Annotated in this window: 19 protein-coding genes; 3 read left to right on the forward strand and 16 right to left on the reverse strand. The window is 53.3% G+C overall.

All coding sequences use genetic code 11. The features are described from left to right. Window position 1 precedes the first annotated feature (1 nt). The 16 genes from purH to KJZ99_03195 all read right to left on the reverse strand — a co-directional run bounded on the left by purH (window position 2) and on the right by KJZ99_03195 (window position 20,823). Window positions 2-1,540 (reverse strand): bifunctional phosphoribosylaminoimidazolecarboxamide formyltransferase/IMP cyclohydrolase, encoded by a 1,539-nt coding sequence (purH, locus tag KJZ99_03120; GenBank protein ID MCL4304879.1) that lies wholly within the window; start codon window positions 1,538-1,540, stop codon window positions 2-4. Window positions 1,541-1,546: 6 nt separating this feature from the next. After that, a complete protein-coding gene (locus KJZ99_03125) occupies window positions 1,547-2,164 on the reverse strand; it encodes a phosphoribosylglycinamide formyltransferase (protein ID MCL4304880.1) in 618 nt (205 codons plus the stop codon). A 3-nt stretch (window positions 2,165-2,167) separates the two neighbouring features. Beyond that, a complete protein-coding gene (locus KJZ99_03130) occupies window positions 2,168-3,106 on the reverse strand; it encodes an LD-carboxypeptidase (protein ID MCL4304881.1) in 939 nt (312 codons plus the stop codon). A 6-nt stretch (window positions 3,107-3,112) separates the two neighbouring features. Continuing rightward, on the reverse strand, window positions 3,113-4,354 hold the full coding sequence (locus KJZ99_03135; GenBank protein MCL4304882.1) for a GWxTD domain-containing protein: 1,242 nt from the start codon (window positions 4,352-4,354) through the stop codon (window positions 3,113-3,115). Further along, a complete protein-coding gene (rimO, locus tag KJZ99_03140) occupies window positions 4,318-5,622 on the reverse strand; it encodes a 30S ribosomal protein S12 methylthiotransferase RimO (protein MCL4304883.1) in 1,305 nt (434 codons plus the stop codon). The genes KJZ99_03135 and rimO overlap by 37 nt, the downstream gene beginning before the upstream one ends. Window positions 5,623-5,693: 71 nt before the next feature. Further along, a complete protein-coding gene (locus KJZ99_03145) occupies window positions 5,694-9,131 on the reverse strand; it encodes a DNA polymerase III subunit alpha (protein MCL4304884.1) in 3,438 nt (1,145 codons plus the stop codon). Continuing rightward, the gene (gene murA, locus KJZ99_03150) at window positions 9,128-10,390 is read right to left on the reverse strand and encodes a UDP-N-acetylglucosamine 1-carboxyvinyltransferase (protein MCL4304885.1); all 1,263 of its coding nucleotides are present in this window, start codon (window positions 10,388-10,390) and stop codon (window positions 9,128-9,130) included. Before murA ends, KJZ99_03145 begins: the two co-directional genes overlap by 4 nt. A 1-nt stretch (window position 10,391) precedes the next feature. Beyond that, window positions 10,392-12,092, reverse strand: a complete 1,701-nt coding sequence (gene recN, locus KJZ99_03155; protein ID MCL4304886.1) for a DNA repair protein RecN — start codon at window positions 12,090-12,092, stop codon at window positions 10,392-10,394. Between the two features lie 2 nt (window positions 12,093-12,094). Further along, a complete protein-coding gene (locus KJZ99_03160; GenBank protein ID MCL4304887.1) occupies window positions 12,095-14,437 on the reverse strand; it encodes a hypothetical protein in 2,343 nt (780 codons plus the stop codon). Between the two features lie 37 nt (window positions 14,438-14,474). Continuing rightward, entirely contained in the window at window positions 14,475-14,951 is a 477-nt protein-coding gene (gene ribH, locus KJZ99_03165) for a 6,7-dimethyl-8-ribityllumazine synthase (GenBank protein ID MCL4304888.1), read from the reverse strand. Continuing rightward, window positions 14,948-15,877 (reverse strand): signal recognition particle-docking protein FtsY, encoded by a 930-nt coding sequence (ftsY, locus tag KJZ99_03170; protein MCL4304889.1) that lies wholly within the window; start codon window positions 15,875-15,877, stop codon window positions 14,948-14,950. Before ftsY ends, ribH begins: the two co-directional genes overlap by 4 nt. Window positions 15,878-15,886: 9 nt before the next feature. Further along, window positions 15,887-16,819, reverse strand: a complete 933-nt coding sequence (locus KJZ99_03175) for an NAD(+)/NADH kinase (protein MCL4304890.1) — start codon at window positions 16,817-16,819, stop codon at window positions 15,887-15,889. Beyond that, window positions 16,773-17,033, reverse strand: a complete 261-nt coding sequence (gene xseB, locus KJZ99_03180) for an exodeoxyribonuclease VII small subunit (GenBank protein MCL4304891.1) — start codon at window positions 17,031-17,033, stop codon at window positions 16,773-16,775. The genes KJZ99_03175 and xseB overlap by 47 nt, the downstream gene beginning before the upstream one ends. Then, entirely contained in the window at window positions 17,023-18,273 is a 1,251-nt protein-coding gene (xseA, locus tag KJZ99_03185; protein MCL4304892.1) for an exodeoxyribonuclease VII large subunit, read from the reverse strand. The genes xseB and xseA overlap by 11 nt, the downstream gene beginning before the upstream one ends. 309 nt (window positions 18,274-18,582) lie before the next feature. After that, window positions 18,583-18,873: an HU family DNA-binding protein gene (locus tag KJZ99_03190; protein MCL4304893.1), complete on the reverse strand. Its 291-nt coding sequence runs from the start codon at window positions 18,871-18,873 to the stop codon at window positions 18,583-18,585. 51 nt (window positions 18,874-18,924) lie between these two features. Next, on the reverse strand, window positions 18,925-20,823 hold the full coding sequence (locus tag KJZ99_03195; GenBank protein MCL4304894.1) for a LysM peptidoglycan-binding domain-containing protein: 1,899 nt from the start codon (window positions 20,821-20,823) through the stop codon (window positions 18,925-18,927). 340 nt (window positions 20,824-21,163) lie between these two features. Between KJZ99_03195 and KJZ99_03200 the strand changes: the two genes are divergently transcribed. The 3 genes from KJZ99_03200 (at window position 21,164) to KJZ99_03210 (ending at window position 26,118) form a co-directional block, all read left to right on the forward strand. Continuing rightward, complete coding sequence (locus KJZ99_03200; protein ID MCL4304895.1) at window positions 21,164-21,868, forward strand: YggS family pyridoxal phosphate-dependent enzyme; 705 nt, start codon at window positions 21,164-21,166, stop codon at window positions 21,866-21,868. A 141-nt stretch (window positions 21,869-22,009) separates the two neighbouring features. Continuing rightward, window positions 22,010-22,831: a purine-nucleoside phosphorylase gene (locus KJZ99_03205; protein MCL4304896.1), complete on the forward strand. Its 822-nt coding sequence runs from the start codon at window positions 22,010-22,012 to the stop codon at window positions 22,829-22,831. 5 nt (window positions 22,832-22,836) lie between these two features. Then, complete coding sequence (locus KJZ99_03210; GenBank protein MCL4304897.1) at window positions 22,837-26,118, forward strand: isoleucine--tRNA ligase; 3,282 nt, start codon at window positions 22,837-22,839, stop codon at window positions 26,116-26,118. Window positions 26,119-26,125 lie beyond the last annotated feature (7 nt).

The raw sequence follows: 26,125 nt of genomic DNA on the forward strand, positions 1-26,125 counted from the left end.
CTCAGTGTTTGAAATGCCGACGACCTGTAAAAATCATGGCAAGATTATGCTCATTTGCAGCCGCGATCACTTCCTCATCACGGACGGATCCTCCTGGCTGAACAACGGCGGTGGCACCAGCTCGCGCAACCAGATCAAGTCCGTCACGAAACGGGAAAAATGCGTCAGATGCACAGGTTGATCCGAGCAATGAGATGCCCGCAGCCTCCGCCTTCAGAGTTGCGAAACGGGTTGAGTCCACGCGTGACATTTGACCCGCGCCGATGCCAAGAGTGCCACGGCGATTGGCAAAGACGATTGCGTTTGAACGCACGTGCTTTGCAACTTTCCAACCCAGGAGCATGGCAGCAAGTTCATCATCATTCGGTTCGCGTTTCGTGACTACGCGAAAACCCGACCACTCCGGAAACCCGTGATCTCTGTCCTGCAGCAAGTAGCCGCCCCAAATGGCCCGCAGTTCACTTGCCGGTTTACGAGCAGACAATGCGTCGAAGTCATAGGTAAGTAGACGCAACGCCTTCTTTTTCGCAAAAACCTCACGTGCGCCCTCCGTGAATTCAGGCGCGAGTACTATCTCGAGAAAGATGTCGGATAGACGAGACGCCGCAAGCTCATCGAGAGTCCGGTTGACGGCTACGATTCCACCGAACGCAGACACAGGATCAGTGAGCAAGGCTGTCTCAACGGCGTCAGCCGGACTCGTTCCAATCCCAACGCCGCAAGGTGTAACGTGCTTGATGATAACACAGGCACATTCTTCAAATTCACCCAAGAGGGACAATGCGCCATCAGCGTCCAGGAGGTTATTGTAGGAAAGTTGTTTGCCGGATACTTTGTCAGCGGCAACGAGTCCTTCGGCGGCCTGTCCGAAGCTTCCGAACAAGGCGGCCGTCTGATGTGGATTCTCGCCATATCGCAATGGACGAACTTTCCGCAAAGAAATTGAGTGAAACTCCCCATCATTCAGCCAATTCGCAATCGTCGAGTCATACGACACCAGCTCAGCGAAGGCGTGACGTCCGAAGCGATCCGCAAGTTCTTCCGGCACGCTTCCGTCATGCTCCTGCAGTTGAGACAGGAACTCCGGGTACTGTGTTGGGGATGTCAAAACGACCACGTGATTCCGGTTCTTTACAGCGGCGCGGACCATTGACGGCCCCCCGACGTCAATCTGCTCATTAATGGCATCATCCGACTCTCCATGAGCAAGCGCCTCAGCGAACGGATAAAAGTTAACAACCAATAGATCAATGGGCAGAAGATTCAATCGCTTCATATCGCTCTGATCACCTGCATGTTGGCGTCGCGCCAGCAGGCCACCATGAATTCGCGGATGAAGTGTCTTGATCCGACCTTCCATTGCTTCCGGATGACCTGTGAACTGCTCAACTGACGTAACGGGCAAGCCTGCTTCTGTCAGCGCACGGGCCGTTCCGCCTGAGGCAACGAGTTCAATCGAATGCTGGTTAAGCACTCTCGCAAGTTCAATCAATCCAGTCTTATCACTTACCGATAACAACGCACGACGAATAGGAATCATAACTTCTTAAGGTATAATCTTTACTTTTCGACCGGTGACAACAAGGCGCTTACTTACGAGCAGGCGCAGGGCACCGGCATACAAGTTCTTCTCAACGATTTGAACACGTTCAGCGAGAGAATCCGGAGTATCGTTTGGAAGCACTACCACGGCCTGCTGTGCAAGTATAGGTCCGTGATCGTATTCCTCGTCAACGAAATGTACAGTTGCTCCGCTGATGCGTGCTCCATAATCAATGACAGCCTCGTGAACACGTCGCCCATACATCCCTTTTCCGCCGAAAGCTGGAAGCAAGGCGGGATGAATGTTTACGATTCGATTGCGAAATTTAGCAACAATTCGTGGGGGAACAAGTTCAAGATAGCCCGCAAGGAGAATGTAATCGCAGCGATGCCTTTCGAGAGCCGCTGAAAGTGCTGCCGAATGTTCGTCAATTGTCGCGTAGCTCTTCCGCGAAATGACTTCCACCGGCACATTCAGCTCGCGCGCACGCTCCGCTGCGAGCACTTTCTGTCGTGAACAAATCAGAAGCGCAGGGTCCGCAGGGAGCGACTCATTACGGATAACTTCCACCAAATATTGAAATGTGGACCCGTTGCCCGAAGCGAAGAACGCGAGACGCATAGGCTATGTAGTAGTCGCGAAAGGTGATAATGCAAAACCTAACCGGACCGAGCTTTCCAGAAACGATAACCGCACAGGAGAACCCACCGGAAGCGTAAGTCGCTCCGGTCCATGACCGTAGGGAAGTCCGAATACTATCGGATAAGTTGTCCCGCTCGTTGCGTCAAGTACAGACTTTCGCAAGCTTGCCGCACTATCTGTATCTTCGGACCCCCATCCAAAGTCACCAACAAGTAGTCCGGCAAGATGCTGCAAGACGCCCGCATTCCGAAGGTGAAAAAGCAATCTATCAACCCTGTAAGCCTGCTCTGCAATGTCTTCAATGGCGAGAATACATCCCCGTAAGTTTGGCATGAACGGCGTACCCAGCAACGTGGTAATCATCGTAAGATTCCCAGGCAAAAGAGGCGCTGTGATTTCGCGGGCGCCGGTACGGACGACTTCCCACACAACCCCCGGAAAACGCTCGATCCAGTCATCGGGTGCAATCCCAGACAGCATCTCGAAGCAGAATGCTTCGGTTGCCTCCGTCAAGGAACCATCAAACTCAACGGCAAGGGGACCGGTAAATGTCACGGTACCGAAGTTCGCCCAAAGCGCCCATTGCATTGCGGTCACGTCAGAGAAGGCTAGGAACGGTTTTCCACTCGACGCTATCAATTCACCATCCAGAGCAGGAAGCAAACGTGACGTGCCAACTCCGCCTCGCGCGGATATTATTGCTGAGATTTCGGCATCAGCGAACTGTGCCTCGATCTCGCTCAATCGAACATCATCCTCTGCAGAGAGGAAACCATGTTTGGCCTGCGCCTGCGGACTCAGTTTGACTTGATACCCTCTCTGCACAAGACGAGAGACAGCCTTCTGAAGTTTCTCTGCCTTGACGGGTCCGGCAGGAGCACAGATTCCAATAGTATCTCCCTGCTGAAGAGGGCGAAGCATCAATGGTCAATATCCCCACTGTGGACCGGCAAGCGTATAGTCGCCAAAACCAGTATGATCCACAAAAATGAATCGTCGATTCAAATTATGATAGTACCAGATCTCATATGGTCGGGATCCGGATTCAAAGGGATGTCGTTCAATATCCGTGGGCTCACCGAACAATATGAATATTCGGCCACGATCAGTCTCCCAACCTGACCGATGGGTGGAAAAGCGTTCATTAGAGTACTCAACGCGGTAATAGTACTCTTCCATCAATTCATTCTGGGGTGTCTCCGGAGTCGGATCACGTCGCTTCCAAAACTCCCGAAAAAGTCTCTCGCGATCTTGCACGCTTGCACTTCGCAGTCGTCGATTCTCCTCAGCGCTGGCAATGTACTTCACTTGACGAATTGCAAGACCGAGATCACTGATCGTCGATGGCACGCCCGGTATGTTGACGGAGAATGACAATTCGCGATACTCGCGGCGACCGCTTCCGACGACTTCAAAGGTCAGTTTGTATTTCTGCACCGGAAGATCTGTCATTTTCACAACAAACTCCAGGTGTTGAATGTCACCAGTCGGGGCAACGAGTTGACTGAGACTATGAACTGAGTTTCCGTCTTCGCCAACAACCGCCCACATGATATCGAGAGGAACGTGCGCGGATGAGACCAGGTCGATGCCCGCGCGCGCGGAATCATCGCGAGTTGAGAAAGTCTCTATCACGCGCGGAGTTCCGAACTCCTTCTGCAGGGAATCGTTGCTCATCCAATAAAGATCCGATACCGAGAGCAACGCATCCATGATAGACGCTGAGATTTCCCCGGTCCAACGGCGCTTCTTTTTGGTCTCTCTGTCCGTCAAAACGACAGAAACATCATAGTCACCGGGAGTGACATAGAATTCTTCAGTTCGGACTGCACTGATTGTACGGCTGTTGGTCTCCTTGAAAGACTGCGTCTTTACATCCATAACAACAGTACGCTCAGACGCAAGTCCCCCCTCTTTGTCGAAGATCAGGAAGGTGGCTTCAAAATTCGCCTGAAAACCCTCCGGCTCAGCGCGAACAAACGTCAAGTTGTCGTACGGAACTGACAACGCAATATATATCAGTGCACTATCCTGCTTGACCGACAAACGTTGACCAGATTGACAACGGAAGCCGCGCGCCTCTGGCGATTCGCCTCTTACAGGCTGTGCGTCAACATTCGCAGCAAGCAAGATCAACGTGACAAGACAGGCAGTGCGAAGGTTCCACATGATTCACCACGTTTCAAGGTGTCTGCTTGAGCAGGTACCGCATCGAGTTGGTATGCCGCTGCAGTTGTCACTATCACTTCATGAATAACACCAGGAGTAAGTGTGCCGCGCACCCGAACTCGAGCATCAATGTCCGGTGCGTCCCAGGTGCTCCGCCCCCAAGAGACATCGCGACTATTCCGGTCAATCAACACACGCTGTGACATACCGATCAGAGTTTTATGCCGCTCAGCGCAAATCTGCTTCTGAAGCCTCATCAATCGATCTAACCGATCAAGCGCAACGCCATCTTCAACCCTGTCCGGCAGGATCGCGCCCTTTGTCTCTGATTGAGGCGAGTAAGTGAAGACTCCTGCGCGCTCGAACCGGACGTCCTGCATGAATTGATGAAGAACTTCAAAATCCTCGTCCGTCTCTCCGGGAAACCCGACAAGGACGGTGGTGCGCACACAGGCATCTGCACGTCCGTCCCTGAACGCTGCAATGGAATCCCTCATCTTTGCGGCGGACGTCTTGCGGTTCATCAACTTCAGCATCCTGTCTGACGCATGCTCAATTGGGAAATCAATATAGGGGACCACTTTGGAAACGCGCGCAAGTTCAGCCATGAAGTGCGGAGGGGCCGATGGTGGATGAGCATACAAGATTCGAATCCACTCGATACCGTCAATATCAGATAGCCACTTACAAAGTTCGACCAATGAACGTTTACGGTAAAGGTCAACGCCGTAACTCGTGGTTTCCTGACCAATCAGAATAAGTTCTCTAATCCCAGTGCGGGCAAGCAACTTTGCTTCAGCAACAAGCTTCTCGACTGGTTCGCTCCGGTAGAGTCCGCGCATTTGTGGGATTGCACAGAACGCGCAGGCATGCGAGCAGCCGTCCGAAACACGAAGATATGCAGATCCCGGCCCGGCGCTTCCGCTGAACATCGTAGTACTAACCGAATCACCTACGCTCAGGGGATTTGCACCGAGTGCAGAGAGAATGCCGCTCCACTCGCCTATCCCAAAAACGCCATCCAGATCAGGTAGCTCATCGCGAATCTCTGATCCGTCGCGTTGTGTCAGACAGCCCATTGCAAAGACTCTTCGCCCGTACTTGGCATGTTTCCACCGCACGGCCTCAAGGAGGACTTGAAGCGACTCAACTTTCGCATCATCAATAAACCCACACGTATTCACAACAACGCTGTCGGCCTGACTTTCCTTAGTCACCAACTCAAACCCATCCTGCTTCAGCAAACCGGCAAGCGTCTCGCTGTCCACAGCATTCTTGGCGCATCCTAAAGTATGGATGAATACCCGTGGAGGACGCAATTCAGAGGCGCAATGGCGCTTTAATTCCACAAGCACTCCACATTGTTTTCACCGATCACGCTACGAACGCGCGTGAGCACATCAAGCGACGTTTTCAATCGATAGCGACGTGACCGGATGTATCGGTCCTCTCCATCCTGTTCAATCCTGAAAAAAATCTCAACATCTCCGTTATGCTGCGAAAATAGATCTTCAAGGGCATTCAACGTCACTTCGAGATTAGATTGAGGAGCAAGATGAAGAACCAGCCGCTTGGCGAAGCGAGCCTTTGCTTCTTCAATGGAATAGAATTCCTCAGCAATGAACTTTGGTTCATCCTCTTCATCCCGCTTGGAAACACGCGCAACAACGATTAACTTTGCATCCTTCTGCAAAATGTGCATGTAATTCTCCAGCACATCCGTGAAGACGAGTATTTCCGCACTCCCCGTGAAGTCCTCAAATCCAAGTGTAGCCATTGGCTTGCCTTTGCGGGTCACAAGGCGCCGGACATCCGTTATTACTCCGCCGAGTCGCACGCTGTCAGAGTCAGACAGCTCACTCGTGTCGCCAAGACTTGCAGTAATGATGCGGTCAATGACTTCTCGCTCTTGATCAAGCGGATGACCAGAGGCATAGAATCCAAGCAACTCCTTCTCTTTGCCGATTTTCTCCTGAAACGACTGATCCGGCACCTCCGGCAACGCAGGTTCGAGCGACGAGCCAGATGCGGCGATGTCGCCAAACAGGGATGACTGTCCAAATTCCCTCTCACGCTCCTTTTCAGCAGAATATGACAGGAATGACTCTATCGCTGCGAAAAAGGCACCACGATGCCCAGGTAGACTATCAAGAGCGCCGGAGCCGACAAGGCTTTCCAACACTTTGCGATTTACGACACGTGCATCGACGCGGGCCGCCATGTCAAAAAAGGACTTGAATGGCCCGCCCTGCTCCCGTGCCGCAAGAATACATTCAACCGGCCCTTGGCCAATATTCTTGATATTCTCAAGACCGCAACGAACGGCGCCTCCATGCACCGAAAAGTTTCGACCGGACAGATTCACATCCGGCGGTAACACGTGAATGCCGGCTCGACGCGCGTCGTTGATAAGTTTTGGCATTTGCTTCGTCTCGCCATGATAGGAAGCGATTTCTGAAGCCATGAACTCGGCCGGGTAGTTAGCCTTCAGGTAGGCTGTCTGATATGCCAGCACCGCGTAGCACGCGGCGTGCGCTTTGACAAAGCCGTATTCGGAGAATTTGCGCACCAGTTCATAAATGTCTTCGGCGGTCTTCCTATTCAATCCGCTGTGCGAGAGGCAACCGGAGATGAATTCCGCATGGACTTTTTCCATCTCCTCTTTCTTCTTCTTGCCCATCGCCTTGCGAAGAATGTCTGCTCTTCCCAACGTGAAACCGGCAATATCGCGCGCGATTCGCAGCACCTGCTCTTGATAGACAATGACGCCATACGTTTGTTTAAGGATCGGCTCCAGTGCAGAATGCAGGTAGGAAATCGGCGCACGGCCGTGTTTGCGATCGATGTAATCACCAATCATGTTCATTGGGCCGGGCCTGTAGAGCGCGACCATCGCAACGATGTCGTCAATGCAATTCGGCTTCAGCTTTGTCAACCACTCCCGCATGCCACTGGATTCAAGCTGAAAGACGCCGGTCGTATCGCCCCGGCCCAGCAGTTCATATGTCTTCTCGTCAAGATGTTCGTGAAGAGAGTCAAGCTCAATGTCGATGCCCTTCGCTGCCAACAGCTTTAGGCAATGCTCAATGACATTAAGTGTGCGCAATCCCAGAAAATCCATTTTGAGTAGACCGATCTTATCCACCACATTCATGTCAAACTGGGTGGTAATTGATCCATCTGACTGGCGGTACAAAGGGACATAGTCGGTGAGCGGACCCGGCGTAATCACTACACCCGCGGCGTGGGTGGATGCATGACGGCAGAGTCCTTCAAGCGTTTGCCCGATGTTCCACACTTTTCGATACTCTTCGCGCTCACTCAACAGTTGATTGAGTTCATTGTTCCCTTCGGTAGCGTTGGCGAGATTGGCGGAGGGTCCGTCAGGAATCTTCTTCGCAAGCTTGTCCACATCCGCATAGCTCATTCCAATCACACGCCCGACATCTCGCACTACGGCCTTTGCCTTCAGTCGACCAAAAGTGATGATTTGCGCAACACACTCAGAACCATACTTTTCGCGGACATACTCGATCACCCGTGCGCGGCCTTCATCATGAAAATCTATGTCAATATCAGGCATCGATATGCGTTCCGGATTCAGGAAACGCTCAAAGTAAAGGTCAAACTTAATCGGATCGAGACTGGTTACCCCTGTCGCATAACACACAAGCGATCCCGCGGCTGATCCGCGCCCGGGTCCGACAGGGACTCCGATTGATCTTGCGTAACGTACAAAGTCGGATACAATCAAGAAGTATCCTGAGAATCCCATTTGGTCGATTACTCTCAATTCATAGTCAAGGCGCTCTTCGAGTTCTGGAGTAATGACAGAATACCGCCGCGCGAGGCCGGCGCGCGCCAGTTTGGTCAAGAAGGCAGTCTCGCTCGACTCGCCGTCCGGAAGAGGAAAACGAGGCAAATGTTTTGCGCTAAAGTCGAGCTTGATCGTACACTTCTCGGCAACTTCTCTCGTATTAAGGAGTGCTTCCGGCAAGTCGCTGAAGAGTGTGCTCATCTCCTCCGGACTCTTCAGATAGAATTCAGCGACATCAAACTTCAAGCGCCCGCTGTCATTGACATTCTTGCCGGTTCCGATGCAGAGGAGGCAATCGTGCGCTTCGTGATGTCCTCGCTCAAGGTAGTGGGTGTCATTCGTTGCGACAAGCTTATTCCCCAACCTTTGAGCAAGTTTGACCAGCTGGCGGTTCAACTGTGCTTCTTCAGGAAGACTGTGTCGCTGCACTTCCACATAGTAGTCGTTACCAAACAACTCTTTGTACCACATTGCACGCTCCCACGCCCCGGTCTCATCACCGGCCATAAGTAACGTGGGAACCTCGGAAGCCATGCACCCAGATGTCGCGATCAGACCTTCACAATGCTTCTCAAGCAGCGAATGATCAATTCGCGGCCGGTAGTAGAAACCTTCCGTGTAACCAAAAGAAGAAAGCTTAACTAAGTTCTTATACCCAACTTCGTCTTTAGCAAGCAGCAAAAGGTGATTTGAATAATCTCCATTGCGACTCTTCTGAGCGGGAGACTTATCAAAGCGGTCCCTGCAGATGTACACTTCGCACCCTATGATGGGCTGAATGCCGGCGGACTTCGCAAGCGAATAGAAGTCGACAACACCATGCAATGCGCCGTGATCCGTCAGCGCAATTGCAGGCATTCCAAGTTCGGCCGTGCGGCGTACAAGCTCCGTCACTTTGCACGCGCCATCGAGCAAGCTATACTCGGAATGGTTATGCAGATGAACGAAGTCTGCGCTCACAGTTCACCTTCAATGCGTTTGATATCCGCACCAACGCCGGACAGTTTTGACTCGAGGTTTTCATAACCGCGATCCAAGTGGTACACTCGCTTCACCTCGGTCTCGCCCTTTGCAACAAGGCCCGCGAGCACAAGGCACACGGAAGCCCGCAGGTCCGTTGACATGACCGGGGCGCCAATGAGTTTCTCAACCCCTGTAATTGTCGCTGTCCCCCCATCCATGTGAATCTGTGCACCCAATCTGGCAAGTTCTGCGACATGCGTGAAACGGTCTGAATAGATCGTTTCGCTAATGCGAGACATTCCACCAGCAATGGTCGCCATAGCCATGAAAGGTGCCTGGAGGTCTGTCGGGAAGCCTGGATAGACATCAGTAGTGATGAAGAGAGGCTTCAACTTTCCCGAGGCACGCGAAACCGTAATGGTGTCCGACCCTGCGATGATGCTCAAGCCTGCCTCGCGCGCCTTGTCAAGCACAGTTGGAAGTTGGGCGGGATCCGTACGTGTCAGCGTAACTTTGCCGGTCGTCATTCCAACCGCACAAATGAATGAACCGGTTTCAATGCGATCGGGAATCATCACTGCGTCAGCCGGTTGTAGGTCTGCAACGCCTTTTATTGTAAGTTCTCGCGTCCCGATTCCGGAGATCTTCGCACCCATTCGATTCAAGAAGAGCGCGAGCTGAGTGACTTCTGGCTCAAGCGCTACATTTCTTAGCACGGTAGTGCCTTCAGCCCGCACCGCAGCCATCAAGACATTTGCAGAAGCGCCAACACTTGATATCGAGAATTCGAACGTTGATCCGCGGAGAGGATAAGCTGAAGCGACGACATACCCCGCATCGATTTCGAGCTTGGCACCAAGTGCTTCCATGCCTTTCATGTGCAGATCGACGGGGCGCGGTCCCCAAGCACATCCGCCCGGCAAAGACACTCTGGCTTCCCCGTGGCGACCAAGCAAAGCGCCAAGCACATAGAAACTGGCCCGCATCGTCTTCACCAGCTCATAAGGAGCTTCAATGTGCGAGGCATGACTTGTATCTATAAGAAGTTCATGATCGAGCTCGTCAATCTTTGCTCCAAGAATGCGCAACAGATTCGACATCGTGCGCACATCTTTTAGCTTGGGGACGTTGGTAAAACGATAGAATCCTGGTGCCAGCAAGGTTGCAGCGAGCAGAGGCAACGTTGCGTTCTTCGAACCGGAAATCGGGATTTCCCCTTCGAGCGGATTACCGCCGCGGAGAAGCAAACTATCCAATTTACTCTGCCTGTTCTTGAGATGGATGACGTGAATGAAGCAGTTCGTCAGCTGCTGCGAGCGCACTACTTGAGACTTCCGAACCCGCCAGTAACGAAGCGACTGCCTGCGCGCGTTCATCGGGTTTAAGCATCAAGGCAGTCGTTACAGTAGACGAATCACTTACCAGTTTAGAGACCTGCAAATGATGCTCTGCACGAGCAGCGATTTGCGGAAGGTGCGTTACCACAATAACCTGCTGTGCACGGCCGAGTTCGCACAATAGGTTTGCAACTGCGGTTGCGATTCTGCCAGAAATTCCGAGATCTACTTCATCGTAGACCAACAAGGGGTAGCTCATGCGCTCGGCAACAACGCTCTTGATTGCAAGTGTTACCCGAGATGACTCTCCACCTGATGCGACGTCAGAAAGCGGCAGAAGCGGTTGCCCAGATGCACCGGAAAAGAGGAATTGAATTTGGTCCGCGCCGTTTCGACGAATCTGTTCTACTTCCAGCGGAGACGGCGAATCGAGCTTGACCTCAAACTTAGGGTTTGCAAAGCCAAGCGGTCGGAGAGACTCTGTCACGGTTCGCGAGAACTGTGCGGCCGCGCGGTGACGTCTTGCAGAAAGATCAGACGCGAGGCTTGTCAGAAGTGACTCTGCTTTAACAAGTTCCTTATCAGTCTTCGCCAACTGCAGTTCCATGTCGACGAGGGCCGCCAGAGTTTCCTTCATCCGCCGCGCTTGCTGGAGAATCTGCGCGATATCAATCCCATGCTTTCTGCGCAAATCCGAGAGTGTTCCGGCTCGTTGACGCAGCAACTCAAGTTCCTCAGGATCGGCGACTATTTGCTCCGCAAAGTGTGCGACTTCTGAGCTTAAGTCGCGAAGCCGAATGGCGAGATCCTCAAGTTCTGAAGCGATTGGTGCGAAGTGTTCATCAAACCTTTTGGCATCATCAGCAAGCTGTCTGGCTTGACCTACCAGTGAAATGGCGCACGTATCATCCTGCTCCAGCAATCCGGCGATTTGACCAGCAAGCAGAGAGAGTCTCTCAGCGTGCTCAAGTTTCTTAAGTCGCGAGGCTATGTCCTCTTCCTCCCCCTCCTTCAAGCCAAGCCGTTCGATCTCCTCGAGTTGATAGGCAAGAAGCGCCTGCTCTTTGCGCCGAGTTTGCACTTCACTTTGCAATTCATTTCGCTTGAGCAGCATATCAGCTCGCATACGATGCTGGCGTGAAACTCTTTCGCAGAGCTCTGACGTCCCGGCAAATGCATCCAGAAAGTCGAGCTGCCTCGAGGCTCTAAAGAGTGAAAGACTGTCGCGCTGACCATGAAAATCCATGACTCTCTCTCCCACTGCCCGCAAGAAGTCTATGGTTGCGGGCCTGTCCTGCAGGAACCCGCGGGCCCGACCGCCCCGCATCAATTCCCGACGCACAGAAATCATCGTTGTTTCGTCGTCGCAGTAATCGTCGCCCAGCAATTCCCGTACATCTGTGGCGGCCGCGAGCTGAAAATCCGCTTCAATGATAGCACGCTCTGCTCCGTCACGGATCATTTGCTCGGTCAATGTCGCACCAAACAGCACCCGCAAGGCTCCGAGTATCATACTCTTCCCTGCTCCAGTCTCGCCAGTGATTGCGGTGAAGCCACGCTGAAAGTCAAGGCTGATGTCCTTAACCAGCAGGAAATCGCGAATCTGGAGTCGCGTGAGCATGACTATTTCCCGATCACCGCAACTTTGCCGGTTGCCGAATGCCCATCTTTTGTCGTCGCCACAATCAGGTATACTCCACCTGCAATCAGCTCGCCGTCCTGATTGCGGCCATCCCAGCCTGCGCTGATAGCTTGACTCCATGCAAGTTCGCGCACCAGCCGCCCGTTCAACGTAAATACGCGAAGTTCGTCAAATCTGCCTCCCAGCTCGTTTGCATCGAGAAAGAGCCGCTGTGTTCCGTCGGCACGAAAGGGATTGGGATACGGAAAGACCTTGTCAAGTTTTGGCGCACGCGACAGGTAGGGAGTCTGAAGTCTGGACAGGCCATCCGCCGTGCCGATCCAGACTTCTCCCGTCTTTGCGCTTGACGTTATCGAAAGGACATTGTTCGACGCTAAATCAGAAGCAAAATCAATACTGCTTGATGTCTGGAAGACATGTACCCAAGTGAATGAGGGATCAAGGACAGCGACACCCTGATCAGTCGCAAACCATTTGTTGTCCTGCGCATCGACGTGAATATCATTGACGCGCCGACCAATCGGAAGGTCATATAGACAAATGAATCTCAAAGTTGAGAGGTTTCCACTCAAACCTCCCTGTGAATAGTATGCTCCAGACGGCGCACCGACCCAGAGATAATTCTGCTGGTCTACGGCGAAAGTGAGAACTTCCGCCGCAATGTCATTGAAACAGGTAGTGGCATCTTGCAGATCAACCGGTCGGTATGCATTCCACACGTCATCCGACGTGTCCGCGACTGTACCGCGCGTATTGCAAGCAAACGTGTAGCTGCCGTTGCGACTCGCCCCGACGAAGAATCGACCAAACGGATCTCCAAAAATTTCGTCGACCTGTTCAGGATTGGCGAAACCCGGGATGTTCCGGGGAAGAAAATACAGCCACGGATCAGGACTATCGCCGCGCGCCAGCCAATCATTCGTCACCAGCGCAATCGGGCGACCTGCGGCGCTTCCCAAGTTGGTGATCAAGATCTCGCCAGACGGCATTCGGCCAACTCGGCACTCGCAATAACTGGGATCGCTCGCGATGCCTGCCAAGCGCCGCCCGTTTTCATCGTAACCTGATGTTTCCACCGGGTTGTAACGATAGAATGTCCCATCTCTGTGATAGAGAACCCCGCCACCATTCCCGGCAAACCAGATTCCACCAAGATTGTCCGCAACCGCGGATACTCCACCGCCCTGCGCCCAAAAATGCCCGTCTATCGAGTCGCTTCGCGTATAAGCGGTCCAGCTTTCGTTTGCGAACTTAGAGACGCCGGGCCGAATGTCACCTGAAGCAGCCCACAAATTCCCGAGGGCGTCATACTCAACCGCCGCAACGTAGTTCCCGCCCAGGCCACGAGGTGCAATAGCAGGAGTTAACGTCTCTCCATCGAAGAAGCGCACCCCACCTTCACGATTGTGCCGATCGGCAACGCCGACAATCAGAACGTTATCGCCCATAACTTCAGCTTCAACCATGGACGCCATTCCCGGCTGTCCGGTGCCAGTCGAGATCCAGGTGCTTCCGTCAAAATAGAAAAGAGAACCTGTTCCCGCCGCATACATTGTGTCTTCAAAGGGCTGAAGGACCTGCAAGTTCTCACTGCACGTATCCGGGGATGAGAACACGGCGCCGTCAAAAATTGTCGTCAGGTTGCCTGAGGCAATCCAAAGGTTTTGCAGCCGATCGACACCCAATGCAGAAATGTTATTTCTTGGCAATCCCTGCGCAATCGTAAAATTCTCCCAAGCTGCCGGTGCTGAAAACTGTTGCGTCGCGAGGGGAGCACGAGCGAGTCCCGCGATCGTCGACGCATACAGATAGTCCCCGACGACAGCCATATCGCTCACTGCGATGCTCGTTGGAAAACTCCCAAGCACTCGAACCCGTTCACTAACGCGGTAGTTATCTACGACTTGAAAAAATGCAAAACGATAGATGCCGTTATTAGCAGCAAGGAACATTTCGTCGCCGTTTGCGACGATAGCGGAAACTTCGAAGATTTCTTCGCGCAGATCGGAGATGACTTTTGTTTGACCCGTTTCCGGGTTCAGTCTCGTAATTCTGCCATCAGGAGCAACGACCCATATCCAGCCGCGCGCATCGACCCCTAAACCCACAGTCGCATTCATGGACAAGCCACTGGTGTTAGTATAGACATCGAAACCTCCGGTCTCAAGATCGAAGGACACGAGTCCACCTGTGGTCCCCAGCCAGAGTCTGGAATCCATGATGAGCAGATCCCGAACGTTCGTTCCCGATGTAAAGGTTGTCCAGCGAAAGGGATTCGCGAAAAGGGTGGTGGTCAGCACGAGCAGCGCAAGAAAAAACGACATGGGGGCTCTCATCATGAATAGAAGCAAGAAAGTCGTCTCAACCAGCTGCCTGCTGTCTCTCCCAATGTTTGAGCGCTGAGTAAAGTTCCAGTGCCGCACGCGTCGCTTCCTGTCCTTTGTTTCCCACTCGCCCACCAGCCCGTTCGAACGCCTGCTCGACTGAATTGGCCGTGATCACCCCAAACGTGACGGGCTTACACGTTGCTTCTGCAACACGAGATATTCCTTGAGCGCAGGTTTGACAGATGAAGTCAAAATGCGGTGTTTCACCGCGAACAACGCAACCGAGACAGATAACTACTTCAACGTTCATACGTTTTGCTACGATGGACGCAGCTGCAGGAAGCTCGTAGGCGCCGGGAACGGAAATCACGTCGATGCGGGATTCAGGTACGCCAGCCTTTGCAAGCTCCTGCTTTGCACCAACGAGCAATTCCCTCGTGATGTTCTGATGATACTGGGAGCATAGAACTACCACTCGCCCAGTGGGCAGTATTGAGATATCAGTGTTCATCGGTTCGCGGCGGCTTCAGTCCGTTCACCCAACAAACTCTCCGCAAACTTCTCGGCGTCAAACAAGTCAAAATCGTCCAGTGATTCCCCATATCCCACATAGCGAATCGGAATTTTCATGGTGTGAGCGATGGCCAATGCGACTCCACCTTTTGCAGTGCCGTCGATTTTCGTCAGAATCAAACCTGTAACCCCTGCTGTTCGGGTAAACTCGCGGGCTTGGTTCAATCCGTTCTGCCCAGTCGTCGCATCGAGCACAAGCAACACTTCATGCGGCGCACCATCGTGCCTTTTGTTAAGCACGCGCGAAACCTTTTCCAGTTCCTGCATCAGGTTGACTTTATTGTGCAAACGTCCCGCGGTATCCACAATCAGCACCTCAGTGCCGCGACTTACCGCAGCTTGCAAAGCATCCACCGCGACGGCGGCGCTGTCGCCATTCTGCGGTCCGGCAATGACATGAATCCCGCTTCGTTCACCCCAAATTTTCAACTGCTCGATTGCCGCTGCACGAAAAGTATCTGCCGCTGCAAACATCACCGATTTACCCTGATTTGCCGCGTGTTTCCCCAGTTTTCCGACACTCGTTGTCTTCCCCGTACCGTTAACTCCGACGACCAGCACAACATGCGGGCATCCTGCTGCAGGCTCACGGCCCTCAGCCTCTCTCAGTAGAGCGACCACTTCCTGTCTCAGGAGCGTATCCGCATCCGCATCCGGACCGGCTTTGCGACCGGCTTCCTGCAATCGCGCAATGAGATGCTCGGTAGTCTCAAGTCCGACATCCGCCGAGAGCAGGACATCCTCAAGCTCTTGCAGCAGCGACTTGTCGAGCTTGCGGCCCGGCTTGAAAACGGCCGCCAACTTGTCGGAAATCGCTTCGCGAGTTTTTGTTAGCGCTTGCTTGAGTTTATTGAACAGTCCCATGTCGCCTTATCAGTGATTCGGAGTTCCGGAAACAGCGCCCCAATCGAGCTTATCCCGCAGAACATGATAGAAGTCGCGGCCAGTGATATTAACTAACAGTGCGGTGATCGGAGCTCTGCTGACATGCACGGCCTGTCCGTACTCCAGTGAATACACCTGCTCGCCATCGGCAGTCATCCTTGCAGGCCCCAATGACCGCATCGTAACTGTACGTCGTTCCGATATCACCATCGGCCGCATCGTCAAAGCGTGTGGGCAGACAGGTGTCACAATCATCGCATGCAGCGTCGGCTCAATTATCGGTCCGCCTGCGGAAAGCGAATACGCCGTGGACCCGGTTGGCGAAGCAACAATCATCCCGTCGGCACGATACGTGGAAGCGGGCAGGTTATCAATGAAGAGTTCGAAGGCTTGTGTGCGTGAAACTTCGGGCTGTCCGATAACAAAATCATTCAGAGCTCGAAAAACCCGGGCATCGCCGTCCACGTTTGCTTTAAGCATCATGCGCTCTTCGACTTCGAATTTGTGATTCAGAATATCATCGAGCTTTTCATGCAACAGGTCGTGCGTGAGATCAGTCAAATATCCCAAGCCCGGTCCGAGGTTCACTCCGAGAATCGGTTTGGCGTGCGGTGCCACGGCCGTCGCCGTGTGCAGGAGGGTTCCGTCACCGCCGAAACTGAGGACAATGTCAGTATTCTGCGCGAGCATGTCGTGCGACGCAAGTTCTTCAGGTCCGACGTTCACCCACGCCTTGTTGTCTGCATCAAAGAGAAACTTGATCTTTCGCTCGCGCAACAACGCCACGAACTCCGAGACGACTGGCCGGAATTTCGGTTTTGCCGGATTGCCCATCAGCCCGAGCACCAGCGGCGAACTCGTCGGACGTGAATAACTACTCTTCATCGTCTGGAGATTCGGAATCAGATGTGGACTGCTCAACCAGCTCTTTCAGTGACGTCTCGGCGGCCTTAAGCTTATTCTGGCAGTAAACAACCAGTTTCTGACCCTCTTCAAAGGCCTGCACGGATTGTTCGAGTGACACGTCACCAGCTTCGAGCTCCTCGACCAAACTTTGCAGACGCTCTAATGCTTCTTCAAAGTTCTTTGGCTCGACAAAAACGGATGATTCGGTCTTCTTGGCTTTAGCGGTCATCAGAAGGATCAGGTAAAGGTTCCGTAGTAGTCGTTCGTGCTTTAAGACTTCCTTCGGCAAGTTGAATTGCGAGCAAGTCGCCTGTTTTGGTCTGAAGCGGTGAACGCAGCACTCTTCCATCCTGCGCACGGACGATAGCATAACCGCGATTCAGGATTCGATGTGGGCTCACCGCGCTCAACAGTTCTGATGCGTGCTGAAGCCGCTCCGCAGCGCTTTGCTGAATCGCTGTTGCTCCATCCTGCAGACGTTCGACTAAGTCATCAAGCCTTTGACTCGCCGCGTTAACCAGATCGAGCGGCTGCCGCAGTGCCCAGTGCGAACCCAGCGCTCTCACCTGCTGCTTGAGCAGGGCAATTCTGTCAAGTGTCAATCGTGCCAGTCTGCGTTCGAGTGAGATCAGATTTTGAGCGATTTGGCGGCCGTCGGGGAGGATGATCTCGATCGCTGCCGACGGAGTAGGAGCTCGCAGATCGGCCACGAAGTCAGCAATCGTGAAATCGATTTCATGACCGACCGCAGATACGACTGGAACCTTACATTCGAAAATTGCGCGAGCAACGACTTCTTCGTTGAAACACCACAGATCTTCAAGCGATCCGCCTCCGCGACCCACGATAACGATCTCGACCGATCCTTCACTGGAAAACTCGCGCACGGCTCTCGCAATCTCTTCAGCGGCACCTTGTCCTTGAACGCGCGCAGGCTTGAGAGTAAACTTTGTCAAAGGCCAGCGACGCGCCGCGACCGTAAGCATATCCTGCAGCGCAGCACCGGTTGGAGACGTGACAATCCCTACGCGTTCCGGGAAGACAGGAAGCGGCCGCTTCAGGGCAGAGTCAAACAACCCTTCACGTTCAAGCTTGCGTTTGAGTTCGTCAAACGCCTTCTGCAAATCTCCTTCACCGGACACGCGAAGTTCACGGACGATGAGCTGGTACTTGCCTTGAGGTTCGTAGACCTCAAGTTGTCCGTACGCCTGCACAAGCATCCCGTCGCGCGGAACGAAGCGCAGTCCTGGCGTATACATGCGCCACATGGCACACGAGAGCTGCGCGCCTGAATCCTTCAGCGTAAAGTAGTGATGTCCGGAGCCGTGCTGCTTGTAGCCCGAGAGCTCCCCTTCGATCCAGAGCGGCTCAAAGGCGTCCCGAAACATGCGTTTGATTTCACGCGTTACTTCGCTGACTGACAGGCTACGCGTGGAATCAGAACTTTGAGAATCAGGTTTTTTTCGCAAGACGGTCAGGGGAAGGGCAAGCTACAAAATACGGCGGGGCCTCTTAGAGAAGGCCCGCACTCGAAGACGAAAGACGGCAGAGCCGTGCGGAGGGACACTCCGCACAGCTTAGCGCAGTTTCTTTTTATGTCGATTCTTACGCAGTCTTTTCTTGCGCTTATGCGTGGCCATCTTATGGCGTTTGCGCTTCTTTCCACAGGGCAAGGGTGAATCTCCGTTTCTTCCGGCACATGTGATACCGGAGGGTGTTGAATGAATATATGAACGAAAAAAGAAAGATATTGAAAACGATTGAACGTCTGGGCGCCGTTACGCTTGGCGCATCCGTTCACGGAACTCATCTGCAGGAGTGAAGACGGCGGCAACACGATCGGGTATCTTGACTTCGTGCTTTCCATCAGGCGTCCGAACGCTGCGGCCCTTTCGCTTAACTGGTTTCCAAATCCCAAAGCGGCGCAACTCGACTCGATCGCCCTCCGAAACGGCCTCCATAACAAGGGCCAAAAAGCCGTCGACGACGGCTTGAGTTTCGACTCTGGTAAGACCGACGCCATCGGCGAGGCGGTCCACCAGTTCTTGTTTGGTTACAGTGCGGCCCACGAACCTACCTCCCTTGACATTAATGAACCACACTTTCTTTCATGCGCAACATCAGTTACTGACGATTAGCCTTTGACCCGGGTAGATTGCTGCTTTGCGGGACAAGCGATTAAGATTGATGATAGTTTGAGTGTCGACGCCATGAGCTTGAGCAATGCTCCAAACTGTGTCTCCACTTTGCACAGTGTAATAGCGTTTCACTTGTTTGGACGCCTGAGCGGATTGACTGGATGACTTCGGAGAATCCGCATAGCGAGGCGCTTCGCCTTTGACTGTGATCTTCAGTTTCTGTCCGGGCTGAATCTTGTTGGGGTTGCTGATACCATTCTCGCGGCAAATCTGATCAACAGAAACCCCAAGCCTGCGTGAAATTGCTCCGAGCGATTCGCCCTTGTGAACGGTATACGTAATGCGGTCAGTAGTCTGCGTAACTTCAGTGGACTTTGTTTCCTTGGCTTTGGCAGCCTCTTTGACTGACGGGGCCTTCGCTTCGGCGTAGCGCACTTCTGCGACCGGAATCACAATCTCTTGTCCGACTCGAAGCGAGTGCGGCTTGAGTCGTTTGTTCTCCGGCATGGCCATGATTGCCTTAACGGAGGTGCCATATTTGGACGCGATTTTGCCAAGCGTATCCCCCTTGCGTACGCGGTGCGACGATGTCGGCGCGATAATCGTCTTCGGCATCGATGCCAAATCTTGATCAAACGACTCCTGCGCCGCGCCCGGCAATCGCACCATCATGGGTTGTCCGCGATCCGGGACGATTCCTTTAAGGTATTCGGGATTCAAATCTCTTACAGTTTGTGGATCATGTCCGGCCGCTCGTGCCACATCTTCCAGCTTATAGCCACCGCTGACGAAAATCTGTTCACATTCGAACTGACGTTCGGGCGGCAAAGGCGGGAATCCGTACTTACCGGGGTTTTCACAGATCAAGCGCGCAGCCAGATATGTCGGAACGTAGCCTCGAGTCTGAGCGGGCAACCGATGCATCTTCCAGTAGTCTCGCGTATTGCAACGCTTGATGTCACGCGCTACCCGACCTTCGCCGCAATTGTAGGCGGCCATTGCAAGATACCAGTCACCAAATTCTTCGTAAAGCTTGCGCAGATATGCGCAAGCGGCACGGGTCGCGAGCTCGACATGACGGCGCTCGTCATAGGAACGATCGATGTGCAGTCCGTAGATTCTTCCCGTTCCGGGAATGAACTGCCAAAGTCCGGCGGCATGCGCGTATGAATAGGCATTCAGATTCAAACCGGACTCTATCATCGAAAGATAGAGCAATTCGTCTGGAATGCCTTCTTCCCTGAGGATCGGTCGCATTCGCGGAAAGAGCGTCGCAGACCGCTCCATCCAGCGCTGCATGACCTTGTTGCCCTTGGTTTGGAAGAAGTGAATCTGATTCCGCACCTGTCCGTTGATCTCGACCGGCACAGGCGGGAGCATCGGCTTGGAGGGCTTTATGTCAAGTTCAGGTCGGGCAATTGTGACTTCGGATGGACGATAGACTTCGATTTCATCGGGAGCATCATCTTCATCTTCTTCGCCGGAATGTTGAACGCGTCCGGCCTCGATCACCGCAACCAAGCCGCTCGCTGCGGGCAGGCTCTTCAAGTCGGCGATGAACAGATCGTAGCTCTCAAGCACGGTCCGATTGAAGCTTGCAACACGATGCATCTCGACGTCTATCGAAGCGAGGTCAATTTCACCAAGCAGAGCGAGCGATGCTTCGTAGAAATATGCAGCCTCTTCGCTTTGATTCTGCTTCTGCGCCTGCAACGCATAGGTGTAAGCCTTACGAGCAAGGCTCCACTTTTCGCGGTTTGTGGGCTGCGAAATTTTGTCCAGCTTTTCGCGGAACTCGGCGCTGCGTGGTCGAACACCGGATTGGGTGCTGGCGGTGCAGCCAATCAGGGACCCAAGGGTCAGAAGAAGTGCTATCAGCAAGAAACGTCGTCCACTCGTCATGCGCAAATCCAGTGTTTTAGGGTTTCGCCAGTTGGAGGGAAGCCGCAGTTCTCCCACTCCGCGCGTTTTCCAAGGGGCTAACGTCGCTCGCCGTGCGACAGTGACCCATTTTGAGCTTAAGAATTTATGTATTCTCGCTCGGAAAATCAACTCTCTCACCCTCAAATATTCGACAATTCTTATTTTACGCTTTTTCGCGCTCTCGAAGGCCAACTTTGCACTCGTGGCAGAATTCGGATTAGTGAGCCACATTTACTTGCAGGTTCAAGAGTGACTCGCTATATTTAGGGCTCTACTTTCACCCCTGCGGGGATGACGGATGAGCGCTGCGACAAAGTCCCTAATTACAATATTTGACAGGATTAAGGAGGCAAGCCTCCGAGTGGGCCGCGACCCTGCCGAAGTTATTATTGTGGGAGTTACAAAGGGCCACTCGGCAGAAATTGTCAGCAAAGCGCGTGCCCTCGGCCTCGAACATCTTGGCGAAAATCGCGTACAGGAAGCTATTGAAAAATATGGAAATACGGAGTTTCTTTGTAGTCCATCACGACCTACGCTGCATCTCATAGGCCATCTGCAGACGAATAAGGTGCGCAAAGCCGTGCAGTTATTCGACAGCATAGACACTGTGGATTCGATCGCCACGGCAGAGCACCTGAATCAGTGTGCATCCGAAATTAGCAAACGATTGCGAATCCTCATACAGGTCAACACTTCGGGCGAAGCTCAGAAGTCAGGCTGCACGCCGGATCAAGCGATACCTCTTGCGCATGCTATTAAACAATTGTCAAATATAAATTTACGTGGATTTATGACGATTGGGCCTCTGGAGGGAGATGAACAGGCTATCCGTGCAAGTTTTCGCAGACTGAGACAAATCAGGGACTTGGCCTTGTTGGAACCCGAACTGAAAGAGGCTACCGAACTGTCCATGGGCATGAGTGGTGACTTTGAATGGGCCATCGAGGAGGGCGCGACGGAAATCCGGCTTGGTACTGTCCTCTGGGGTCCCCGCTTGTCATAGCAAAGTGCAGATTCCGGTCCTAGTTGCCAGCCTCTTTTCCGGGAGCAGAAAACGGGGAAGTACGTCGCAATGAGTCTTTCAGTTTTCAACTAATCCTGGCCACGCAAGGAACACAAGAAACCGAACTGTGTGCACACTTACATGAGTGAAATTCTCCAGCAACTTGATGATACTTTGTCGGCTTTGAAGTCGAAACTGGATCACATCCCGGAAGTCGGCATCATCCTGGGAACCGGGCTTGGCGGCTTGGCCAAAGAGATCGAAATTGCCGTGACTGTGGATTATCAAGACGTGCCGCACTTTGTTCAGTCCACAGTGGAGACTCACCACGGCAAGTTGCACTTTGGCACGTTGGGCGGTAAACAGGTGATAGCCATGCAGGGGCGCTTTCATTACTATGAAGGCTATACAATGCAGGAGATAACCTACCCTGTGCGCGTGATGAAAGCACTCGGCTGTCGTGCCATGCTGGTCTCAAATGCCTGTGGATGCGTAAATCCGCTTTACAAGGCGGGCGATCTGATGATTATGGATGATCACATCAATCTGCTCGGCGATAATCCGCTAATTGGACCGAACGAGGACAAGCTTGGGCCGCGCTTTCCGGATATGAGTGAGCCGTACTCTCGGCGTTTGATTGGGATCGCGGAAGCGGTCGCGATGGACCTTGGAATTAAGGTGCAGCGCGGTACGTATGTCGCGGTGGCAGGCCCGAATCTGGAAACACGCGCCGAGTATCGAATGCTGCGTACAATGGGAGCGGATGTGGTAGGCATGAGCACGGTACCTGAAGTTATCGTTGCCAATCACTGCGGCATGGAGGTATTCGGCATGTCCATTATCACCGACGAAGGCTTCGCCGACTGCCTGAAACCTGCGGTCATCGAGCACATTTTGAGAAATGCCGCCGAAGCTGAACCGAAAATGACCAAGATCATGACAGGGCTTATTGAGCGCCTCTGATTCATATGCTGAAACCTGTATCCGAGAAACTGCACCTGCCGGCCGTTGACCATGAGATCATGAAGTTCTGGGAAGAACGGAAGGTCTTCGAGCGCACCATTTCGGAACGCGAGGGCAAGCCGGACTATGTGTTTTTCGACGGGCCTCCCGGAACCAACGGTCTGCCGCACATTGGCCACATGATGCAGTCTGCATTGAAGGACCTGTGGCCACGCTTCAAGACGATGCAAGGTCATCGCGTGCTGCGCAAGGCGGGCTGGGACACGCACGGCCTGCCAATCGAGCTGACGGCCGACAAGGAACTCGGGTTCACATCAAAACTCGATGTGGCGAAATATGGCGAGGCAGAATACGTTGATTACTGCCGGAATACCGTGTTTCGCTTCAAGCGAGAGTGGGAACTCGCCATCAAGCGCATCGGGCGATTCCTCGACTTGGAAAACGCTTATGCGACCTATGAGCCGTATTACATTCAGTCCGATTGGTGGACACTTAAGCAGGCGTGGAATCTTGAGCTGACGGGCGAGTCACGCGAGCGCGCGCTCAGGCTTGGTCAAATGCCGCGTTACCTCTACAAAGACTATCGCGTCATGGCTTACAGCCCGCGCACGGGGACAACCCTTTCAAACTTCGAGGTTGCGCAGGGCTATGAAGAAGTCACGGACTTGACGCTGTACATCAAGTTCAAAGTTCTCGGCGAAGCAAACCTTTACCTGACGGCATGGACAACCACTCCGTGGACGCTGCTGTCCAACTTGGCGGTGGCGGTAGGTCCAGACATCGAGTATTCCGTCATCGAACGGGAATACAGCGGCAAGCACCTGATCATCGCTTCGGAACGACTTGAAGCTTTGAAACCGGTCATCGGCGAATATAAGGTTTTGGGCACAAGGCGCGGGCGGGAGCTTGAGGGCATGCAATACGAGCCTCTCTTCGATTGGCTGAATATTGAAGGAACGCGCGCGTGCTCTGTCGTATGCGACGACTATGTCACGACTTCGGACGGCACGGGACTCGTGCATTTGGCAAACTATGGCGAGGACGATTTCCGTATTCTGCGTAAGATGGAGATTCCGGTCGTGTTGACAGTGGATTCCAACGGAATTGTCGGTGAACATGCCAAGCCCTTTGCCGGGCGTGAGTTTCGCGAAGAGGGCCTCGACGTCGACATCTTGAAGTATTTGCAGGCGAAAGGGTTGTTGCTTGGGAAAGAGAAATACACACACGCGTATCCGTTCGACTACCGGACAAAGACGCCGTTGATGTATTTCCCGCGTCCGGCGTGGTTCATCCGGACGACTGAACTCAAAGAGATGATGCTCGAAGCAAACCGGCACATCGGCTGGAAGCCCGATCACGTGCGCGACGGACGCTTTGGCAATTGGCTGGAGAACGTGCAGGACTGGAATGTCACACGCGAACGTTATTGGGGGTCTCCCCTGCCCGTATGGATGACGGAGGACGGCAGCGAGGCGGTATGCGTGGAAAGTCTTGCCGAGTTGCGCGAGCTGGTATTGGAGTCAGGCAGCGATTTGCCTGCCGACTTTGATCCGCACAAGCCGGCGATTGATAAAATCGTTCTGCGCGCCAAGGATGGACGTGAAATGCGGCGCGAAAATTTTGTGCTGGACAGTTGGTTTAATGCGGGGCTGATGCCTTGGGGACAGTGGGGCTATCCCGCCGAACCAGATTCTGAGAAGCTCTTCATGTCGCAGTATCCGGCCGACTTCATCAGTGAAGGTCAGGATCAGACGCGGGGTTGGTTCTACACGCTATTGGCCTGCTCTTGTCTGGTTGCGAAAGCCAAGCAGGAGAGTGCAAAGCAGAGTGGCAATGAGCCGGAGCAGAAATTCTGGAACAATCCGGTAAATTGGTCGAGCTATAAGAACGTCATTTGTACGGAACTCGTGCTCGATCCGAAGGGCCAGAAGATGTCGAAATCTCTGGGAAATGTGGTTGATCCGATGCAGTTGTTTGACAAGTTTGGCGCGGACCCGGTGCGTTGGATTTTCTTTGCGACAAATCCGTGGCTGGCCAAGCGCTTTGGCGAAGAGGAAATTCGTGAAGCGGTACGTGCCGTGATCCTGCCCTTGTGGAACAGTTACAGCTTCTTTGTGACTTATGCCGTGATTGACGGCTGGAAGCCGGGCGGCGAACCTGTCGAACGGACAGAGCTCGACCGCTGGATACTTTCAGAATACAATCGCTTGATTGGAGACGTAACCACTAACCTTGAGCAATACGATGTCGGACGTGCTTCGCAGGCGGTGCTGTCTTTTCTCGATGAACTGACCAATTGGTACATTCGCCGGTCGCGTCGGAGATTCTGGAAGTCAGAGAGTGACGCGGACAAACAGTCTGCATATGCAACGCTTTATGATGTTTTGGAAGGGTTAGTTAGACTCTTGGCACCTTTCTTGCCATTCATTACTGAACACATTTACCAGAATCTCGTGCGTGGATTAAGTCACAATGCCGTTGAAAGCGTGCATTTGACGAACTATCCGATTGCGGATGAATCCATGCGGGATAGAACTCTCGAGCGGCAGATGTCGCGGGTGCAGGAGGCAGTTTCGCTGGCACGTGCACTTCGCGAAGAACGCAAGATTAAGGTGCGGCAGCCGCTGGCACGCATGACATGGGTCGTGCCGGACGCGAACGCGGACCGTGAGTTGCAACCTTATCTTGCTCTGGTCGCAGAAGAGATTAACGTCAAGCAGATTGAGATTCACTCCAGTGATGAGGGGCTGGTGACGCTGTCAGCCAAGGCGAACTTCAAAGTCTTGGGGAAGAAGGTCGGACCGCGCATGAAGGAAATCGCTGCGTTGATTGAGCAGCTTCCTGCCGAGGAGATTGCCAAACTTGAGAGCGGGAACAACATCACCCTTTCCGACGTTCTCTTGACGCCGGAGGACGTGCTGGTGCGACGGGACGAACTGGAGGGTTTTGCCGTGAAGTCTAATGGACACATGACGATCGCTCTCGATACGCACCTGACGCAGGAACTAACAGCCGAAGGCTTGGCGCGCGAGATTGTACATTCTATTCAGACAGCACGCAAAGACGCAGGCTTTGAGATAACCGATAGAATTTCCATTGAACTGGCTACACTTTCAGTAGAGCTTGAAGATGCCGTTAACCAGTTTGCTGAGTACATCTGTCGCGAGACCCTTGCATTGGAGCTGACGATCATTGCCGGTCACGGCGACCAGCGGGCTGGCGAGTACGAATTTGGAGTGGCGGTTAGCCGCAAGGCGGCCCATACAGCAGTTGAGACACAGGCTTGAGGATCAC

The organism is bacterium, assembly GCA_023382385.1.
Lineage (GTDB): Bacteria > Electryoneota > RPQS01 > RPQS01 > RPQS01 > JABWCQ01.

Excerpts from the sequence above, each read along its gene's own strand:
- KJZ99_03135 (MCL4304882.1), bottom strand. The coding sequence starts at position 4,354 with ATGTGGAACCTTCGCACTGCCTGTCTTGTCACGTTGATCTTGCTTGCT.
- KJZ99_03130 (MCL4304881.1), bottom strand. The coding sequence starts at position 3,106 with ATGCTTCGCCCTCTTCAGCAGGGAGATACTATTGGAATCTGTGCTCCT.
- purH (MCL4304879.1), bottom strand. The coding sequence starts at position 1,540 with ATGATTCCTATTCGTCGTGCGTTGTTATCGGTAAGTGATAAGACTGGA.
- KJZ99_03210 (MCL4304897.1), top strand. The coding sequence starts at position 22,837 with ATGCTGAAACCTGTATCCGAGAAACTGCACCTGCCGGCCGTTGACCAT.
- xseB (MCL4304891.1), bottom strand. The coding sequence starts at position 17,033 with ATGACCGCTAAAGCCAAGAAGACCGAATCATCCGTTTTTGTCGAGCCA.
- KJZ99_03160 (MCL4304887.1), bottom strand. The coding sequence starts at position 14,437 with ATGTCGTTTTTTCTTGCGCTGCTCGTGCTGACCACCACCCTTTTCGCG.
- ftsY (MCL4304889.1), bottom strand. The coding sequence starts at position 15,877 with ATGGGACTGTTCAATAAACTCAAGCAAGCGCTAACAAAAACTCGCGAA.
- ribH (MCL4304888.1), bottom strand. The coding sequence starts at position 14,951 with ATGAACACTGATATCTCAATACTGCCCACTGGGCGAGTGGTAGTTCTA.
- KJZ99_03125 (MCL4304880.1), bottom strand. The coding sequence starts at position 2,164 with ATGCGTCTCGCGTTCTTCGCTTCGGGCAACGGGTCCACATTTCAATAT.
- KJZ99_03205 (MCL4304896.1), top strand. The coding sequence starts at position 22,010 with ATGAGTGAAATTCTCCAGCAACTTGATGATACTTTGTCGGCTTTGAAG.
- KJZ99_03200 (MCL4304895.1), top strand. The coding sequence starts at position 21,164 with ATGAGCGCTGCGACAAAGTCCCTAATTACAATATTTGACAGGATTAAG.
- recN (MCL4304886.1), bottom strand. The coding sequence starts at position 12,092 with ATGCTCACGCGACTCCAGATTCGCGATTTCCTGCTGGTTAAGGACATC.